General features: G+C 55.6%; 16 protein-coding genes and 3 tRNA genes. 11 read left to right on the forward strand and 8 right to left on the reverse strand.

What is annotated here, in order from left to right; translation table 11 throughout:
- Positions 1-425 precede the first annotated feature (425 nt).
- The gene (syd, locus tag AC2FAJ_RS17455; RefSeq protein WP_485454354.1) at positions 426-971 is read right to left on the reverse strand and encodes a SecY-interacting protein; all 546 of its coding nucleotides are present in this window, start codon (positions 969-971) and stop codon (positions 426-428) included.
- A 69-nt stretch (positions 972-1,040) separates the two neighbouring features.
- Between syd and queF the strand changes: the two genes are divergently transcribed.
- The 5 genes from queF to xni all read left to right on the forward strand — a co-directional run bounded on the left by queF (position 1,041) and on the right by xni (position 7,473).
- Positions 1,041-1,883, forward strand: coding sequence for an NADPH-dependent 7-cyano-7-deazaguanine reductase QueF (gene queF / locus AC2FAJ_RS17460; RefSeq protein WP_048957216.1), 843 nt, complete (start codon positions 1,041-1,043; stop codon positions 1,881-1,883).
- A gap of 114 nt (positions 1,884-1,997) precedes the next feature.
- Positions 1,998-3,362: a nucleotide 5'-monophosphate nucleosidase PpnN gene (gene ppnN, locus AC2FAJ_RS17465; RefSeq protein ID WP_023309027.1), complete on the forward strand. Its 1,365-nt coding sequence runs from the start codon at positions 1,998-2,000 to the stop codon at positions 3,360-3,362.
- Positions 3,363-3,876: 514 nt separating this feature from the next.
- A complete protein-coding gene (locus tag AC2FAJ_RS17470) occupies positions 3,877-5,172 on the forward strand; it encodes an HAAAP family serine/threonine permease (RefSeq protein ID WP_028014268.1) in 1,296 nt (431 codons plus the stop codon).
- Positions 5,173-5,237: 65 nt separating this feature from the next.
- Positions 5,238-6,605, forward strand: a complete 1,368-nt coding sequence (gene sdaB, locus AC2FAJ_RS17475) for an L-serine ammonia-lyase II (RefSeq protein WP_028014269.1) — start codon at positions 5,238-5,240, stop codon at positions 6,603-6,605.
- 112 nt (positions 6,606-6,717) lie between these two features.
- Positions 6,718-7,473: a flap endonuclease Xni gene (xni, locus tag AC2FAJ_RS17480; protein ID WP_028014270.1), complete on the forward strand. Its 756-nt coding sequence runs from the start codon at positions 6,718-6,720 to the stop codon at positions 7,471-7,473.
- Positions 7,474-7,535: 62 nt separating this feature from the next.
- Here the strand turns inward: xni and rlmM are convergent, their stop codons facing one another.
- The 4 genes from rlmM to AC2FAJ_RS17500 form a co-directional block, all read right to left on the reverse strand.
- Positions 7,536-8,636, reverse strand: a complete 1,101-nt coding sequence (rlmM, locus tag AC2FAJ_RS17485; protein WP_248113155.1) for a 23S rRNA (cytidine(2498)-2'-O)-methyltransferase RlmM — start codon at positions 8,634-8,636, stop codon at positions 7,536-7,538.
- Positions 8,629-9,024, reverse strand: coding sequence for a DUF423 domain-containing protein (locus tag AC2FAJ_RS17490; RefSeq protein WP_028014272.1), 396 nt, complete (start codon positions 9,022-9,024; stop codon positions 8,629-8,631). The genes rlmM and AC2FAJ_RS17490 overlap by 8 nt, the downstream gene beginning before the upstream one ends.
- Positions 9,025-9,063: 39 nt before the next feature.
- Complete coding sequence (gcvA, locus tag AC2FAJ_RS17495; RefSeq protein WP_014885066.1) at positions 9,064-9,981, reverse strand: glycine cleavage system transcriptional regulator GcvA; 918 nt, start codon at positions 9,979-9,981, stop codon at positions 9,064-9,066.
- 349 nt (positions 9,982-10,330) lie between these two features.
- A complete protein-coding gene (locus tag AC2FAJ_RS17500) occupies positions 10,331-10,558 on the reverse strand; it encodes a YgdI/YgdR family lipoprotein (protein WP_008499648.1) in 228 nt (75 codons plus the stop codon).
- A gap of 192 nt (positions 10,559-10,750) precedes the next feature.
- Between AC2FAJ_RS17500 and csdA the strand changes: the two genes are divergently transcribed.
- Together csdA and csdE are read left to right on the forward strand one after the other, a co-directional pair.
- Complete coding sequence (csdA, locus tag AC2FAJ_RS17505; protein ID WP_045629957.1) at positions 10,751-11,956, forward strand: cysteine desulfurase CsdA; 1,206 nt, start codon at positions 10,751-10,753, stop codon at positions 11,954-11,956.
- A complete protein-coding gene (gene csdE / locus AC2FAJ_RS17510) occupies positions 11,956-12,402 on the forward strand; it encodes a cysteine desulfurase sulfur acceptor subunit CsdE (RefSeq protein WP_041908394.1) in 447 nt (148 codons plus the stop codon). The genes csdA and csdE overlap by 1 nt, the downstream gene beginning before the upstream one ends.
- On the opposite strand, the gene tcdA is transcribed toward csdE, so the two are convergent.
- Entirely contained in the window at positions 12,393-13,199 is an 807-nt protein-coding gene (gene tcdA / locus AC2FAJ_RS17515) for a tRNA cyclic N6-threonylcarbamoyladenosine(37) synthase TcdA (RefSeq protein WP_006811804.1), read from the reverse strand. The two genes, csdE and tcdA, sit on opposite strands and share 10 nt — an antisense overlap.
- 75 nt (positions 13,200-13,274) lie before the next feature.
- On the reverse strand, positions 13,275-14,372 hold the full coding sequence (gene mltA / locus AC2FAJ_RS17520; RefSeq protein WP_028014275.1) for a murein transglycosylase A: 1,098 nt from the start codon (positions 14,370-14,372) through the stop codon (positions 13,275-13,277).
- 209 nt (positions 14,373-14,581) lie between these two features.
- Here mltA and AC2FAJ_RS17525 point away from each other — a divergent pair.
- The 3 genes from AC2FAJ_RS17525 (at position 14,582) to AC2FAJ_RS17535 (ending at position 14,879) form a co-directional block, all read left to right on the forward strand.
- A tRNA-Met gene (locus tag AC2FAJ_RS17525) sits at positions 14,582-14,658 on the forward strand.
- A 34-nt stretch (positions 14,659-14,692) separates the two neighbouring features.
- Positions 14,693-14,769: transfer RNA gene (locus AC2FAJ_RS17530), tRNA-Met, on the forward strand.
- Positions 14,770-14,802: 33 nt separating this feature from the next.
- Positions 14,803-14,879: transfer RNA gene (locus tag AC2FAJ_RS17535), tRNA-Met, on the forward strand.
- A gap of 88 nt (positions 14,880-14,967) precedes the next feature.
- Here the strand turns inward: AC2FAJ_RS17535 and amiC are convergent.
- The gene (amiC, locus tag AC2FAJ_RS17540) at positions 14,968-16,221 is read right to left on the reverse strand and encodes an N-acetylmuramoyl-L-alanine amidase AmiC (protein ID WP_014885071.1); all 1,254 of its coding nucleotides are present in this window, start codon (positions 16,219-16,221) and stop codon (positions 14,968-14,970) included.
- A gap of 226 nt (positions 16,222-16,447) precedes the next feature.
- Here amiC and argA point away from each other — a divergent pair, with 226 nt between their 5' ends.
- Positions 16,448-17,779: an amino-acid N-acetyltransferase gene (argA, locus tag AC2FAJ_RS17545; RefSeq protein WP_014885072.1), complete on the forward strand. Its 1,332-nt coding sequence runs from the start codon at positions 16,448-16,450 to the stop codon at positions 17,777-17,779.
- The last annotated feature ends 1 nt before the right edge of the window (position 17,780 follow it).

Genomic DNA, 17,780 nt, shown 5'->3' on the forward strand with positions numbered 1-17,780 from the left:
CCTGACGTGTTTGTTTCATCCTGAAACGTCCTGGCCTTCCTGACCCACCGACCATCCTGTTCGGTTCTCGTTCTCCTTCCTGGAGGTGTCCCTTACGCGTCCTGCGTTATCCTTTTGCTTCATCCTGAAGCCTTCCTGCAGCGCCATCCTGACGTGTCCTGAGTAAGAAACGCCATCATCCTGATGTTCGTTTCTCGTGTCGGCGTCCTGTCGACGGAGATAGAATCCGCTATTCCGCTTCGTCTTACAACCCACCCTTGCAGCACTGTAAGCCGTAAGAAATCCCTAAAAAAGATGCGATGAACAACTAATTCTTTGAAAAACAGAGTGATATTAATCTGAATTAAATAAGGCAATACTGAATGATCCAGCGATCTCTCACAAACCTTGTAAGAGATCTCTCACACGCGTCGTAGCATCATGGATTACAGAAGTGGCTCAAGCCGGGTAAGGAAATCCGCAAGAGAGGGGGCGAGAGTTTCGCGATTGCGGGTACCGATGGTCTCTTTAATCACTTCCCCGGACAGGTTGCAGACGGATATCACATCCAGTTCGCTGTCCAGCGTGGCAATAAAGAGCGTCGGAGAAAGCTTAAGGCGTTTTTGCGTGACCAGATGACCAATCAGGTTTTCCTGAACACGCTGCAGATCGTCTTCGCTCCAGGTCTGCAACAGCGTCAGCGTCAAATCACCCAAGCGCGCGGGCATATCCCCTGCAAACTGCGTGGCATAAAACGCGTGAACCGCTGGTTGTACCACAAGGTCTATAGCCCGTTCAACCGCATTTACATTTTGCTCAGCGGTATTGGGCTTCGGCTGCCAGATAACATAGTCATCCTGCGAAGAGATAATGCACGGCGACGGCACGCCATATAAATCAGCGCTTTGCGGCCATGTTCCGTGCTTTTCATGCCACGCGTCGCAATAGCGGGTTGTGAAGGTAGTAAGGGCATTTGCAGTTTCGATGTCCACCGATTTCTCTCTTCTTGTAAGACAGGATAAACTCTGCCCATAAGTGTACCTGTAAAGTGGCTATGAAACATGTCTTACGAAAATCATCAGGCGTTAACCGGCCTAACGCTGGGTAAATCGACCGATTACCGCGATACCTACGATGCAAGCCTGCTGCAGGGCGTGCCGCGCAGCCTGAACCGCGATCCTCTTGGACTGCATGCGGACGCGTTGCCGTTTGTCGGCGGCGATATCTGGACGCTGTACGAACTCTCCTGGCTTAACGCGCGCGGTCTGCCGCAGGTGGCCGTGGGCCACGTTGAGCTGGACTATGCCAGCGTGAACCTGGTGGAATCCAAAAGCTTTAAGCTCTATCTTAACAGCTTCAACCAGACCCGATTCAACAGCTGGGACGAGGTTCAGCAAACGCTGGAGCGGGATTTAGCCGCCTGCGCGCAGGGGAACGTGTCCGTCTCGTTATACCGCCTGCATGAGCTGGAAGGACAGCCCATTGCCCACTTCCACGGGACCTGCATCGACGAGCAGGACATCGAGGTGGAGAATTATGAATTCAGCGCCGATTACCTCGAAAACGCGGCGGGCGGAAAAGTGGTTGAAGAGACGCTGGTCAGCCATTTGCTGAAGTCCAACTGCCTGATTACCCACCAGCCGGACTGGGGTTCGGTGCAGATCCAGTACCGCGGCCCGAAAATTGACCGGGAAAAACTGCTGCGCTATCTGGTGTCGTTCCGCCATCACAACGAATTTCACGAGCAGTGCGTGGAGCGTATTTTTAACGATATTCAGCGTTTCTGCCAGCCGGAGAAACTGAGCGTTTACGCGCGCTATACCCGCCGTGGCGGGCTGGACATTAACCCGTGGCGCACCAACACCGATTTTGTGCCAGCAACGGGCCGGCTGGTGCGTCAATAATATAAATATTTTCACAATATGCGTGCGGTATTCCGCCGAAGTGTTGTGAAACGTCACGTGCCAGGGCTATTGTAATCAAAGGGAATGACGATAATCGTCCCATAAGGAGCTCACTTGATTACACATATTAGCCCGCTTGGCTCAATGGATATGTTGTCGCAGCTGGAAGTGGACATGCTTAAACGCACGGCCAGCAGCGATCTTTATCAACTGTTTCGTAACTGTTCACTTGCCGTACTGAACTCCGGAAGCCTGACAGATAACAGTAAAGAACTGCTGTCCCGCTTCGAAAGCTTTGATATTAACGTGCTGCGCCGCGAGCGTGGCGTGAAACTGGAAGTGATCAACCCGCCGGAAGAGGCCTTTGTCGACGGGCGTATCATTCGTTCCCTTCAGGCCAACCTGTTTGCCGTCCTGCGCGACATCCTGTTTGTTAACGGGCAGATTCACAACGCGGGCCGCTTCCAGCATCTCGACCTGGAAAGCTCCGTTCATATCACCAACCTGGTGTTCTCTATTCTGCGCAACGCCCGCGCCCTGCACGTTGGCGAAGCACCAAACATGGTCGTCTGCTGGGGCGGCCACTCGATTAACGAAACCGAATATCTCTATGCCCGTCGGGTCGGAACGCAGCTTGGCCTGCGCGAGCTGAATATCTGTACCGGCTGTGGTCCGGGTGCAATGGAAGCACCAATGAAAGGTGCAGCCGTGGGTCATGCGCAGCAGCGTTACAAAGAGGGGCGGTTTATCGGCATGACCGAGCCGTCAATCATCGCCGCTGAGCCGCCTAACCCGCTGGTCAATGAGCTGATTATCATGCCGGATATCGAGAAGCGTCTTGAGGCGTTTGTTCGTATCGCTCACGGGATTATCATCTTCCCGGGCGGCGTGGGAACGGCGGAAGAGCTGCTCTATCTGCTGGGGATTCTGATGAACCCGGCCAACAAAGATCAGGTTCTGCCACTGATCCTGACCGGCCCGAAAGAGAGCGCCGACTACTTCCGCGTGCTGGACGAGTTTATCGTGCATACGCTGGGAGAAGCCGCGCGTCGTCACTATCGCATCATCATTGATGATGCGGCGGAAGTGGCGCGCCAGATGAAAAAAGCGATGCCGCTGGTGAAAGAGAATCGTCGTGATACCGGTGATGCGTACAGCTTTAACTGGTCAATCCGTATTGCGCCTGACCTGCAGATCCCGTTCGAGCCGACCCATGAAAATATGGCGAACCTGAAACTCTACCCGGACCAGCCGGTGGAAGTGCTGGCCGCCGACCTGCGTCGCGCCTTCTCCGGGATTGTGGCGGGCAACGTGAAGGAGATGGGCATCCGCGCGATTGAGCAGTATGGTCCGTACAAGATCCACGGCGACCCGGAGATGATGCGCCGTATGGACGACATGCTTCAGGGCTTTGTGGCTCAACACCGCATGAAGTTGCCGGGTTCAGCCTACATTCCGTGCTACGAAATCTGCACGTAACGCTCAGTTTCTTCTTCTCAAAGCCGGGGCACCCTGTAGCGGGTCCCGGCTTTTTTATTAGCGAATCAATTCATAGGCCTCACTTATAACTTTAACAAACTTACGGCGAACGCAATCGATTACCTCCATTTAACAACCGTAATTTATCAGCCTTAAACTAAATTACCCGCAAGAAAATCCTAAAAAGCCATATCTTTACAGCGGAAGACACCTATATTGCGGGCCGCTCTTTTAGCCCACATGTCGTTGGTGGTAGCCTTCGCGCCCGTAAATTCTATTTGATGTTTTTTTAACAGATAAATGGTCTAAAGATGCCCACATCATAAGTGGATTATTGCATTTGGGATCGCGATCACTGATAGATTCATAACGAGAATGTATCTTTCCGCCCGCCAATAGTTACGGGCGAAAATTATTAAAAAACCGTCACTGAACGAATTTCATATTACCGTCAGGCACTTTTTCATCGGATTTGACTAAAAACCTGACAATTTGCTTCCTCCAGGAGATACAGATGGAAACCACTCAAACCAGCACCGTTGCTTCGATTGAATCCCGAAGTGGTTGGCGCAAAACGGATACCATGTGGATGCTGGGCCTTTACGGCACGGCAATCGGCGCTGGTGTACTGTTCCTTCCTATCAACGCAGGCGTCGGCGGTCTGATTCCGCTGATCATCATGGCCATCATCGCCTTCCCGATGACCTACTTCGCACACCGCGGTCTGACCCGCTTCGTGCTGTCCGGTAAAAACCCGGGCGAAGACATCACCGAAGTGGTTGAAGAACATTTCGGCGTTGGCGCAGGTAAACTGATTACCCTGCTCTACTTCTTCGCGATTTACCCAATCCTGCTCGTCTACAGCGTGGCGATCACCAACACCGTTGAAAGCTTCATGACGCACCAGCTGCACATGACGCCGCCACCGCGTGCCATTCTGTCTCTGATCCTGATCGTCGGCATGATGACCATCGTGCGCTTCGGCGAGCAGATGATTGTTAAGGCCATGAGCGTGCTGGTCTTCCCGTTTGTGGCTGCGCTGATGCTGCTGGCCTGCTACCTGATTCCACAGTGGAACGGTGCAGCGCTGGAAACCCTGTCCCTGAGCAGCGCGTCTGCGACCGGTAACGGCCTGCTGATGACCCTGTGGCTGGCGATCCCGGTAATGGTCTTCTCCTTCAACCACTCCCCAATCATCTCCTCTTTCGCCGTGGCGAAACGCGAAGAGTACGGTAATGGTGCAGAGAAGAAGTGCTCCAGCATCCTGGCCCGCGCTCACGTGATGATGGTGCTGACCGTGATGTTCTTCGTCTTCAGCTGCGTACTGAGCCTCTCCCCGGCGGATCTGGCGGCAGCGAAAGAACAGAACATCTCTATTCTGTCTTACCTGGCGAACCACTTTAACGCACCGCTGATTGCGTGGATGGCACCGATCATCGCGATGATCGCCATCACCAAATCCTTCCTGGGCCACTACCTGGGCGCGCGTGAAGGCTTCAACGGTATGGTGATTAAATCTCTGCGCGGTAAAGGCAAGAGCATTGAAATCAACAAGCTGAACAAAATCACTGCACTGTTCATGCTGCTCACCACCTGGGCGGTAGCGACCCTGAACCCAAGCATCCTGGGCATGATTGAAACCCTGGGTGGCCCGGTTATCGCGATGATTCTGTTCCTGATGCCGATGTACGCAATTCAGAAAGTGCCTGCCATGCGCAAGTACAGCGGCCAGGTCAGCAACGTGTTTGTGGTTATCATGGGCCTTATCGCTATCTCTGCGATCTTCTACTCCCTGTACACCATGTTCTGATGAACGCCCGCGCCGCCTTCGGGCGGCGCACTCCTCCCCCTCTGACTGAAAGCAATGGACGCATCATGATTAGCGTATTCGATATTTTCAAAATCGGTATTGGTCCTTCCAGCTCTCACACCGTCGGACCAATGAAAGCCGGTAAGCAGTTCACGGATGACTTGATTGCACGCGGCATTCTGCACGACATCACCCGCGTGGTTGTCGATGTGTACGGCTCGCTTTCCCTGACCGGGAAAGGCCACCATACCGATATCGCCATTATCATGGGCCTGGCGGGAAATCTGCCGGATACCGTTGATATTGACGCGATCCCTGGCTTCATCCAGGACGTGAACACCCACGGTCGTTTGCTGCTGGCAAACGGTGAGCATGAGGTTGAATTCCCGGTTGACCACTGCATGAATTTCCATGCGGACAACCTGTCGCTGCACGAAAACGGCATGCGCATTACCGCGCTGGCCGGCGACAAAGCGGTTTACAGCCAGACGTATTACTCCATCGGCGGCGGCTTTATCGTCGACGAAGACCACTTTGGTCAAACCACCACCTCTTCTGTTGAGGTGCCGTATCCGTACAAAACCGCGGCAGATCTCCAGCGCCACTGCCAGGAGACGGGGCTTTCCCTCTCCGGCCTGATGATGAAAAACGAGCTGGCCCTTCACAGCAAAGAGGAGCTGGAACAGCACTTCGCTAGCGTCTGGGAAGTGATGCGCGGCGGCATTGAGCGCGGGATCACCACCGAAGGCGTTCTGCCGGGCAAGCTTCGCGTACCGCGTCGTGCGGCGGCGCTGCGTCGTATGCTGGTGAGCACCGACAAAACGACAACGGACCCGATGGCCGTCGTCGACTGGATCAACATGTTCGCCCTGGCGGTGAACGAAGAGAACGCCGCAGGGGGCCGCGTCGTCACGGCACCAACCAACGGTGCCTGCGGTATCGTTCCGGCCGTGCTGGCGTACTACGACAAGTTTATCCGTGAAGTGAACGCTAACTCCCTGGCGCGCTACCTGCTGGTCGCCAGCGCGATTGGTTCTCTGTACAAGATGAACGCCTCCATTTCCGGTGCGGAAGTAGGCTGTCAGGGCGAAGTCGGCGTGGCATGTTCCATGGCGGCGGCGGGCCTGGCGGAACTGTTGGGCGCAAGCCCGGCGCAGGTCTGCATCGCTGCGGAAATCGGCATGGAACATAACCTGGGGCTAACCTGCGATCCGGTTGCCGGACAGGTACAGGTGCCGTGCATCGAGCGTAACGCCATCGCCTCCGTCAAGGCGGTGAACGCGGCGCGTATGGCGCTGCGCCGCACCAGTGAGCCGCGCGTCTGTCTCGATAAAGTTATCGAAACCATGTACGAAACCGGTAAAGATATGAACGCCAAATACCGCGAAACCTCTCGCGGCGGCCTGGCGATGAAGATCGTAACCTGCGATTAAGCCTCTCAGGAAGCCTCGTTTTGCGAGGCTTCTTCCTGTTTTCCCTCACGCTATTCGTTTCATCCTGCCGACAGTGATACCCTTTACCCATTAGATTTAAGGGAGAATATCTGTGGCTGTTCATTTGCTTATCGTCGACGCGCTCAATCTGATTCGCCGAATCCATGCGGTACAAGGCACGCCCTGCAAGGACACCTGCCTGCACGCGCTGGAGCAGCTTATTCGCCACAGCGAGCCGACGCACGTCGTGGCCGTGTTTGATGACGAAGCGCGCAACAGCGGCTGGCGACATCAGCGCCTGCCCGACTACAAAGCCGGACGCGCACCGATGCCGGACGATCTGCATGCCGAAATGCCCGCCCTGCGTGCCGCCTTTGAGCAGCGTGGCGTCCCCTGCTGGGGTGCACAGGGCAATGAAGCCGACGATCTCGCGGCCACCCTGGCCGTAAAAGTGGCAAGTGCCGGGCATCAGGCCACTATCGTTTCAACTGACAAAGGCTACTGCCAGCTGCTCTCCCCAACTATCCGCATTCGCGACTATTTTCAAAAACGCTGGCTGGACGCGCCGTTTATTGCCAGCGAGTTCGGCGTCTTGCCTGAGCAACTGCCGGATTATTGGGGTCTGGCAGGCATCAGCAGCTCTAAGGTTCCAGGTGTCGCCGGTATTGGACCAAAGAGCGCCGCCCAGTTGCTGACCGATTTTCAGAGTCTGGAAGGGATTTACGCCCGTCTGGATGAGGTGCCAGAAAAGTGGCGCAAGAAGCTGGAGGCGCATAAAGAGATGGCGTTTATCTGCCGCGAGGTGGCGACGCTACAGACAGATTTACAGCTGGACGGGAATTTACAGCAGTTGCGGTTAGAACGTTAAAACGTCAACACCGTTTTGTAGGCCCGGTAAGCGCAGCGCCACCGGGCAAAACAAAGCACGCACTATCGCTCGTCGCGACGTCCGCCTACAGCCGCCCACCAGCGACGGATGTGTACCGTCACCTCTTCGCGGTCGTGGTACAACTGACGCGCCTGGATCTCCACGTTAATACCGTGCTCATCCAGCTGTGCCTGAATATAGGCCAGGTTCTGGGATACCTCCTCGTAGCGCTTTTTCATCGGCAGCTTGAGGTTGAAAATGGTCTCACGGCACCAGCCGTTCACCAGCCAGGAGGCCATCAGCGCGGCCACTTTCGCCGGCTTCTCCACCATGTCGCACACCATCCACGAGATGTTGTTGCGGGTTGGGTGATAGCGGAAACCGTCTTCTCGCAGCCAGGTGACCTGTCCGGTGTCCATCAGGCTTTGCGCCATTGGGCCGTTATCCACAGACGACACCCACATGTTGCGTTTCACCAGCTGATAGGTCCAGCCACCCGGGCACGCGCCAAGGTCGACGGCATACATGCCGTTAGCCAGACGCTCGTCCCACTCATCTGCCGGGATAAAGACGTGAAACGCCTCTTCCAGCTTCAGGGTTGAACGGCTCGGCGCATCTGCCGGGAACTTCAGGCGCGGGATGCCCATAAAGAATGGCGAATTGTTATTGGTGTACGAATAGCCCGCATAGCAGCAGCCCGGAGCGATAAAGAAGATATGCACCACCGGACGCTTCGGCGTTTCGTAGTTTGTCAGTATGCCCGCGTCACGCAGCGCTGCGCGCAGCGGCACGGTGAACTTACGGCAAAACTTCATCAGCTCTTTGCTTTCGTTGGTATCGGCAACCTCAACGCGCAGGTCGCCGCCCTTCTCCACCACGCCCTGCAGCATGCCCACAATCGGCGTGATGCGATCTTCCGGCGGAAGATCTTTCAGCAACTCACCCGCGACGAACATCTGGCGGGCGAAAATCAGCGAGCTGAACGGCAGCTCGCGCGCCAGCTTGTCGGCGTCTTCAGGCTGATAACACTCGAATACCACATAGCCCGCATTTTCTTTTACGCGAGCAAAGCCGAAGACTTCGCGCTTCGCCGCTTTATCGGTAATTTCCGCGGCGCACTCTTTCTCAAACCCCGGGCGACAATATAAAACAACCTTATTCATGAACAACGCCCTTGCGTTTCAGACGGATAGCTCCGATAAACATTAATACCCAACCCGCCAGGAAGCTCACGCCGCCGACAGGTGTAACAAACGCCCACAGGCGCAAATGCGAGAGGGCCAGACAGTAAAGGCTGCCGCTAAACAGCACGGTACCCAGCGCCATAAATACGCTACTCCAGTAAAACCAGATGCTTATCCGGCGCTGCATCGCTACCGCCAGCCCAAAAATAGCCAGCGTATGAAACGCCTGGTATTCAAGGCCGGTCTGGATCCAGCCCATCTCGACGGCGCCCAAAGACTTGCTCAATACGTGCGCGCCAAAGGCGCCCAGTGCAACAAAAATAAAGCCACTCACCGCGGCAAAAATCAGCATGAATCGGCTGGTCATGTTTAAGTCCTGAATTAATGCGTGCCCGGCACACAAACGTTATTGTTCATACCTGAAGCGGAATTTTTCTTGCTCGCTTGCCGCTTTCGCCAGTATCCACTGCCGGAAGGCGGCTATTTTACCCAGTTCTGCCTGACTGTCATGACAAACCAGATAAAATGCATTCTTGCTGACCAGTACATCATTAAAAGGGCAAACCAGACGGCCTGCCTCAATTTCGGACTGCGCCATCACGTTGTTCGCCAATGCCACGCCCTGTCCGTGAATGGCAGCCTGTAGCACCATCGCACTATGGCTAAAAATGGGGCCCTGCTGCACGTTTATATGACTAAGACCTAATTGACGGGTATAAGTTTGCCAGTCGCGGCGAGAGGCATCATGTAAAAGCGTATGCTGCGCCAGGTCAGCGGGTGTTTTCAGCGCCTTGTCGCCTGTTAAAAGCAGAGGCGAACAGACCGGCAGCAGATATTCTGCGTATAATTTCTCGACACGCAAGCCCGGCCAGTTGCCGCGACCATAAAAAATGGCGACATCCACATCATCGGCCAGCTTGTCTTCCTGACGATCCACCGCCTGGATTCGAACGTCGATCCCCGGATAAGCTGAGTTAAAGCTTGAGAGTCTAGGCACCAGCCACTGAATGGCAAAACTGGGCAATAAACTAACAGTCAGGGCACCTTTTGCACTGCGTGCCTGCAGCTTACGCGTGGCTTCCGTGAGCTGGGAAAAAATCTCTTTAATATCCTGAAAATAGCTCTGCCCCTCTTCGGTCAGCAGCAAGGAACGATTGCGTCGGCGGAACAGCTTAAGGCCCAGGAAATCCTCCAGGGACTTGATTTGGTGACTTACTGCGGCCTGTGTCACAAAAAGCTCATCTGCCGCACGGGTGAAGCTCAGGTGACGTGCTGCTGCATCAAAAACGCGTAATGCATTAAGGGGTGGCAATCGCTTTGACATGGTTATCTGGCTTAGATGTTAACGGAATTTAACAAACAGGAAACAACGTTTAACCTATTAGTTTTTTTTATCTGAGCCATTATAATTTGTCCGTTGAGGAACTACCAGCAAATACCTATAGTGGCGGCACTTCCTGAGCCGGAACGAAGAGCTTTTTTCGGAATGCGTGTTCTGAAGGGCTTTTGGCTTACGGTTGTGATGTTGTGTTGTTGTGTTTGCAATTGGTCTGCGATTCAGACCACGGTAGCAACGCTACCAATTTTTCACTTCCTGTACATTTACCCTGTCTGTCCATAGTGATTAATGTAGCACCGCCAATTTGCGGTGCTTTTTTTTCGCCTGCGATCGGTTAATGCTCGATCTCTTTCATCTCTTTCACGTCCGTGCGGTTGATCTGCTGCTTGTTCCCGTTAGCATCTTTGTACGAAATCATCCCGGTATCGTTATCGGTAGTCGGTTTCCCTTCCGAAACGATAGAACGACCATCGTTTGTGTGCATCACGTAGTTGTTACCAGAACAGGCGCTCAGGGCAAAAGTAAACGCACAGGCAGAAATGATTGCAGCTGTCTTATTCATGATTATTCTCCTTTAGCAATTAATGCTATTCAAACCTCGATTTATAACAGGCTAAAACATCCGCCTAACACTATTTAGCATAACCTGCTTTTTCGAGGTCGCCAGGATAAGCAGACAAATCTGATAGATATCAACCTCCTTGCCCTGCCGCAGAAATTGCGCGACGATCTCTCTATCGACACGAGGAATTCCATGAACGCTTTCAGTCCTGCGCAGTTTCGCGCACAGTTTCCGGCGCTGGCCGATGCCGGTATTTATCTTGATAGCGCCGCCACGGCCCTGAAGCCCCAGGCGGTGATCGAGGCCACGCAGCAGTTCTACAGCCTGAGCGCCGGCAACGTACATCGCAGCCAGTTTGCCGAAGCGCAGCGCCTGACCGCGCGCTATGAAGCCGCACGCGATCAGGTTGCACGCTTGATCAATGCCGAAAGCGGGAAAAATATCGTCTGGACGCGCGGCACGACCGAAGCCATCAATATGGTGGCCCAGAGTTATGCCCGCCCGCTGCTGCAGCCAGGGGACGAGATCATTGTCAGCGAAGCAGAGCACCACGCTAACCTGGTGCCGTGGCTGATGGTGGCTGAGCAAACGGGCGCGCGCGTTATTAAGCTCCCGTTGAGTGCAGACTTTCTGCCTGACGTGGCCCGTCTCCCTGAGCTGATTACCCCCCGCAGCCGTATTCTGGCGCTGGGGCAGATGTCCAACGTCACCGGCGGCTGTCCGGATCTGGCTCGCGCCATTGAGATTGCCCATGCCAGCGGCGTGGTGGTGATGGTCGACGGTGCTCAGGGCGTGGTTCATTTCCCCGCTGATGTGCAGGCGCTGGATATCGACTTCTACGCCTTCTCCGGACACAAACTCTACGGGCCAACCGGGATTGGCGCGCTGTACGGTAAGCCAGAACTGCTGGCAAAAATGACGCCGTGGCTCGGCGGCGGCAAAATGATTACCGAAGTGACCTTCGACGGTTTTAAAACGCAGGAGGTGCCTTACCGTCTGGAAGCGGGCACGCCGAACGTGGCCGGGGTCATCGGCCTCAGCGCCGCACTTGAATGGCTGGCGGAAACGGACGCGGTTCAGGCGGAAAGCTGGAGCCGAGGACTGGCGACGCTGGCTGAGGAAGAACTGAAAAAACGCCCGGGTTTCCGCTCGTTCCGCGTTCAGGATTCCAGCCTGCTCGCCTTTGATTTTGCTGGCGTGCATCATAGCGATATGGTGACGCTGCTGGCCGGGTACGGCATTGCCCTGCGCGCAGGACAGCACTGCGCCCAGCCGCTGCTGGCGGCGCTCGGCGTCAGCGGTACGCTGCGCGCCTCGTTTGCGCCCTATAATACCCAAAGCGATGTCGACGCGCTGGTTAGCGCCGTTGACCGCGCCCTTGAAATACTGGTGGATTAATGACTAGCGCTGCTTTAGCCGGACATCCGTTTGGCACGGTCATCACTGAAGAGACCTTAAAACAGACCTTCGCCCCGCTCCAGCAGTGGGAAGATAAATATCGTCAGCTGATCCTGCTGGGTAAACAGCTCCCAGCTCTTTCCGACGATCTTAAAGCGCAGGCGAAAGAAATTGTGGGCTGTGAAAACCGCGTCTGGCTGGGCGTGAGCGTCTCCGGCGAGAAGCTGCATTTCTTCGGCGACAGCGAAGGGCGCATCGTCCGGGGCCTGCTGGCGGTCCTGTTAACCGCCATTGAAGGGAAAAGCGCGGCGGAATTGTTAACGCACTCGCCGCTGGCGCTGTTCGACGAACTGGGGCTGCGCGCGCAGCTTAGCGCCTCGCGCGGTCAGGGCCTGATCGCGCTCAGCGACGCGGTGCTGGACGCCGCACGTCAGGCTCAGGCCTGACGTTCCGCCTTCGCCATCATCTTCTTCAGGGCGTGAGAGACCGCCACAAAGCCAAAAGAGGCGGTTACCATGGTGGCCGCCCCAAAGCCTGACGCGCAGTCCATGCGTTTTGGCCCTTCCGCTGTGCTTTTCATCGCACAAACTGAACCATCCGCCTGCGGGTAGACCAGCGCTTCGGTGGAGAACACGCAGTCGACGCCCAGCTTGCCCTTGCTGTTCTTCACCACATTGAAGTCGCTCTTCAGGCGTTCACGCAGCTTGGCAGCCAGCGGATCCTGAATTGTTTTCGCCAGATCGGCAACCTGGATCTGCGTGGGATCGATTTGCCCGCCCGCGCCACCAGTCGTGACCAGCGGCACCTTGTAACGACGGCAGTATGCGATCAGCGCCGCTTTAGGCCGCACGCTGTCGATGGCGTCAATCACATAGCTGTAGCCTTTGCTCATGTACTCCGCGACGTTATCTGCCGTCACAAAGTCGTCGATCACCGTCACCCGACACTCCGGATTAATGAGGCGAATGCGCTCCGCCATCACCTCGGACTTCGCCAGGCCGACGTTATCACGCAGGGCGTGGATCTGACGGTTAGTGTTGGTCACACAAACGTCATCCATATCAATCAGCGTGATTGCGCCAATCCCGGTTCTCGCCAGCGCTTCCGCCGCCCAGGAGCCGACACCGCCAATGCCCACGACGCAGACGTGCGCATCCGCAAACAGCTGCAGGGCTTTTTCACCATAGAGACGTGCCGTGCCGCCAAAACGCTGGCGCCAGGCATCGCTGATTACCACAGACATAAAACCTCAGATGTAAAAAGGGTGAGGTTTTCCTCACCCTGAACAGTAATCCGTATTGCGCTCAGAATACCACAATCAGCCGCTGAATACGTTTCCGGTGCCCGGCGCGGCCTTCAGCACCCATACGCGTCCGTAGTGGTTATACCAGCCTGCACGGTGACCAGCATCCGGGCCAATGCCCTGATAGATATCAAAGTGCTGGCCCTTAATCGCTCCGCCCACATCCAGGGCTACCATCAGACGCAGCTCATATTTGCCGTTGAACTTGCCGTTGTTGTCGAGCAGAGGGACTTCCGCCAGCAGCGTGGTACCCGCAGGAATGATAGAACGATCCGATGCCACCGACGCGCGGCCAATCAGCGGCACGGCGCTGGCCCCTTTCACCGGGGCGAAGTTTTGCGGCTTGAAGAAGACGAACGATGGGTTCTGCTCCAGCAGCTCGCGCACCTCGGCTTCACTGTGCTTTTCGCCCCACTCGCGGATCGCCTGCATCGACATATCTTCTTTTTTCACTTCGCCGCGGTCAATCAGCACCTTACCGATGCTGCGGTAGGCATGGCCGTTTTTCCCGGCATAGCTGAAGAAGTTAAGCGGTGAACCGTCGCCAAAATCAATGTAGCCGCTGCCCTGCACGTCCATGATGAAATTATCCATCAGGGAGTTGCTGTAGGCCAGGACGTAGTTTTCGCTCAGCGCACCGGCGTAGATTTCGGCGCGGGACGGCAGACGGCCGCGTTTTGGCGGCATACGGTAGATAGGGTACTGGAACTCGCCCTGGCGCGTGTGTCGCGCCTGAACCACGGGCGTGTAATAGCCGGTGAACTGGACGTTGCCGTAGTTATCCGCCCCTTCCATTTGCCAGGCATCAATACCAAACTGGCGCATGTTGCGCGTATCGCCGCCCGCCTTCAGCCAGTCCTGTACCGCGCTATAAACATTGTTCTGTGAGCTATACAGACGCGGCGACGCATTGCGGATCTGGTAGACCTGCTCGGAGAAATCACCGGCGTTGATCGGCGCGCCAACGGCGTCAGGCTGATTAACTAAAGAGAAAGGCTGGGATAACTTCCCGTCTTTATACTGCTGACCGCGATCGGTCGGTTTGGAAGAACAGGCCGCAAGAATCGCTACCATTGCGCCCGCCATCAGATACTTCGCCCAACGTCCTTTCATTATATCTCGTCTTTAAGTTGCCCATTTCCGCGTGATGAAGATAACAAACCGACAAAGCGAATGAAATGCGATCGCATGCCCTTTGGCAAATTCAGAGCAAAAAATAGTCTAAATGTCGCAATGCCGTTCACTTTACATACAAAGTTAATGATTTATGTGAAAAAGGGGTTGCATCACAAACCTATCCGAGTATAGTGCGCTTCCACGGACGCGGGGTGGAGCAGCCTGGTAGCTCGTCGGGCTCATAACCCGAAGGTCGTCGGTTCAAATCCGGCCCCCGCAACCAATTAAAATTTGATGAAGTATAAGCAGTACGGTGACGCGGGGTGGAGCAGCCTGGTAGCTCGTCGGGCTCATAACCCGAAGGTCGTCGGTTCAAATCCGGCCCCCGCAACCAATCAAATTTTAGAAAAGATAAGAAGTACGGTGCCGCGGGGTGGAGCAGCCTGGTAGCTCGTCGGGCTCATAACCCGAAGGTCGTCGGTTCAAATCCGGCCCCCGCAACCAACACTTCTAAAAACAATAAACACCCTTAAGGGTGTTTTTTTGTATCTGTCGTTTGTGAATTTGCCGGGCATTTCACCCGGCTAAAAACCTACCCGCGCCGCGCCAGCGTCGCCCCGTCTGAGAAATACGCCCGTATCCCCGCCAGAATCGACTCCGCCACCTCCTGCTGGAACTTTGCCGTCTTGAGCTTACGCTCTTCTTCAACGTTACTGATAAACGCGGTTTCTACCAGAATGGACGGGATATCCGGTGCCTTCAGCACCGCAAACCCGGCCTGCTCAACGCTGTTTTTGTGCAGCTTATTGATGTTCCCCAGCTTGCCCAGCACCGCTTTACCAAACTTCAGGCTGTCGTTAATGGTCAGGGACTGCACCATGTCGAACATGGTGTGGTCGACGTAGCGGTCGCCGCTTTTGCTCACGCCACCGATCAGGTCCGAGGCGTTCTGGGTGTCCGCAAGGTATCGCGCCGCGGTACTGGTCGCACCCTTGGTTGAGAGCGCAAACACCGACGAGCCGCTCGGCTGGCGGCTGGTAAAGGCATCCGCATGGATCGAGACGAACAGATCGGCACGCTGCTTCTGCGCTTTCGCCACCCTCACCTTCAGCGGGATAAAGACATCCTCATTGCGCGTCATGTAGGCGCGCATATTGCCCTCTTTATCAATTAACGCCTTCAGACGACGGGCAATTTGCAGCACCACGTCTTTTTCACGCGTATGGTATTTCCCCACCGCACCGGAGTCTTCGCCGCCGTGGCCGGGATCGAGCATGATCACAATCGGACGATCGCGCCCTGCTTTCCCGGGCTGCGGGCCGCTTTGCGCAGGCGGCACCTGACGCTGAAGATCGCCTTTGTTGTAATCCTCCAGCAGGGCGAGAAGCGGATCCTGAATATCCGTCGCATTCGCCGGGTAAAGATCCATCACCAGACGCTCTTTAAACGTCGCGACGGGCGCCAGGGCGAACAGCTGCGGCTTAACGTTCTGCTTAAGCTCAAACACCATGCGCACGGTTTGCGGATCAAACTGACCGACGCGCGCCGATTTAATAAACGGATCGTCACCGCGGATCTGCGCCGCCATGCCTTTCAGCACGGAGTTGAGGTTCACCCCTTCGAGATCCACCACCACGCGTTCAGGGTTGCTGAGGGCAAATTGCTTATATTTCAGCACGCGATTGGATTCAACCGTCACGCGCGTATAGGTCGACGACGGCCAGACGCGCACCGCCACCACCTGACTCGTGGCGGCAAGACCGACCTGGCTGACGCTAAGCAACCACATTGCCCCGGCCCCTTTTAACAAACGGCGGCGGCTTATTGCTGAATTGGATCCCGACATGCTTCTCCCGAGCAAGAAAACAAACTGATATACAAAAGTGCAGATTGACCGAAAACTTTAACGAATGACGCATAAACTGTCATCTATAAAAGGGTAAACAATCATACGTTAACGCACGGATTACTTATTAATTTCTGTAGGTCGCAGAAAATTTGCACTTGCACACGCGCCCACAATCGAATAAAAATACATAAATTACGAATAAACATTCATTAAGGGTTGTGCCATGGTGAAGGAACGTAGAACCGAACTGGTCCAGGGATTCCGCCATTCTGTTCCCTATATCAACGCCCACCGGGGAAAAACGTTTGTCATCATGCTGGGCGGCGAAGCCATTGAGCATGAAAATTTTTCCAGCATCGTCAATGACATTGGCCTGCTGCACAGCCTCGGGATCCGCCTGGTGGTGGTCTATGGCGCGCGCCCACAGATCGACGCCAACCTGGCCGCTCACCACCACGAGCCGATTTACCACAAACATACCCGCGTCACGGATGCCAAAACCCTGGAGCTGGTGAAGCAGGCGGCGGGTCTGCTGCAGTTGGATATCACCGCTCGCCTGTCGATGAGCCTGAACAACACGCCGCTACAGGGCGCGCATATCAACGTCGTGAGCGGCAACTTTATCATTGCCCAGCCGCTCGGCGTGGACGATGGCGTAGATTACTGCCACAGCGGCCGCATTCGTCGTATTGATGAAGAGGCCATTCACCGTCAGCTCGACAGCGGTGCCATTGTCCTGATGGGGCCGGTGGCGGTTTCCGTAACCGGTGAAAGCTTTAACCTGACGTCCGAAGAGATTGCCACCCAGTTGGCGATCAAGCTGAAGGCGGAAAAAATGATTGGGTTTTGCTCCTCCCAGGGCGTCGTAAACGATGAAGGGGTGATTGTGCCGGAACTCTTCCCGAATGAAGCGCAGGCCCGCGTTGAAGCGCTGGAAGCCGAAGGGGATTACCACTCCGGCACCGTCCGCTTCCTGCGTGGCGCCGTGAAGGCCTGCCGCAGCGGCGTGCGCCGTAGTCACCTGATCAGCTATCAGGAAGACGGAGCTCTGCTGCAGGAGCTGTTCTCCCGCGACGGTATTGGCACCCAGATTGTGATGGAAAGTGCGGAGCAGATTCGCCGCGCGACCATCAACGATATCGGCGGCATTCTGGAGCTGATCCGTCCGCTGGAACAGCAGGGTATTCTGGTTCGTCGCTCCCGCGAGCAGCTGGAGATGGAGATCGACAAATTCACCATTATCCAGCGCGATAACCTGACCATTGCCTGCGCCGCCCTCTATCCGTTCCCGGAAGAGAAAATCGGAGAAATGGCCTGCGTGGCGGTGCACCCGGATTACCGCAGCTCTTCACGCGGCGAAATGCTGCTTGAGCGCGTGGCGGCACAGGCGCGTCAGATGGGGCTGAGCAAGCTGTTCGTCCTGACGACGCGCAGCATTCACTGGTTCCAGGAGCGCGGGTTCACGCCGGTGGATATTGATTCTCTGCCGGAAACGAAGAAAGAGATGTACAACTATCAGCGCCGTTCGAAAGTGCTGATGGCCGACCTGGGGTAAT

This window comes from Enterobacter cloacae complex sp. 385G4 (assembly GCF_057320665.1).

Coding starts and splice junctions, on each gene's coding strand:
- queF (WP_048957216.1), top strand. CDS start 1,041: ATGTCTTACGAAAATCATCAGGCGTTAACCGGCCTAACGCTGGGTAAA.
- AC2FAJ_RS17470 (WP_028014268.1), top strand. CDS start 3,877: ATGGAAACCACTCAAACCAGCACCGTTGCTTCGATTGAATCCCGAAGT.
- sdaB (WP_028014269.1), top strand. CDS start 5,238: ATGATTAGCGTATTCGATATTTTCAAAATCGGTATTGGTCCTTCCAGC.
- rlmM (WP_248113155.1), bottom strand. CDS start 8,636: ATGAATAAGGTTGTTTTATATTGTCGCCCGGGGTTTGAGAAAGAGTGC.
- AC2FAJ_RS17490 (WP_028014272.1), bottom strand. CDS start 9,024: ATGACCAGCCGATTCATGCTGATTTTTGCCGCGGTGAGTGGCTTTATT.
- gcvA (WP_014885066.1), bottom strand. CDS start 9,981: ATGTCAAAGCGATTGCCACCCCTTAATGCATTACGCGTTTTTGATGCA.
- AC2FAJ_RS17500 (WP_008499648.1), bottom strand. CDS start 10,558: ATGAATAAGACAGCTGCAATCATTTCTGCCTGTGCGTTTACTTTTGCC.
- csdA (WP_045629957.1), top strand. CDS start 10,751: ATGAACGCTTTCAGTCCTGCGCAGTTTCGCGCACAGTTTCCGGCGCTG.
- csdE (WP_041908394.1), top strand. CDS start 11,956: ATGACTAGCGCTGCTTTAGCCGGACATCCGTTTGGCACGGTCATCACT.
- tcdA (WP_006811804.1), bottom strand. CDS start 13,199: ATGTCTGTGGTAATCAGCGATGCCTGGCGCCAGCGTTTTGGCGGCACG.
- mltA (WP_028014275.1), bottom strand. CDS start 14,372: ATGAAAGGACGTTGGGCGAAGTATCTGATGGCGGGCGCAATGGTAGCG.
- amiC (WP_014885071.1), bottom strand. CDS start 16,221: ATGTCGGGATCCAATTCAGCAATAAGCCGCCGCCGTTTGTTAAAAGGG.
- argA (WP_014885072.1), top strand. CDS start 16,448: ATGGTGAAGGAACGTAGAACCGAACTGGTCCAGGGATTCCGCCATTCT.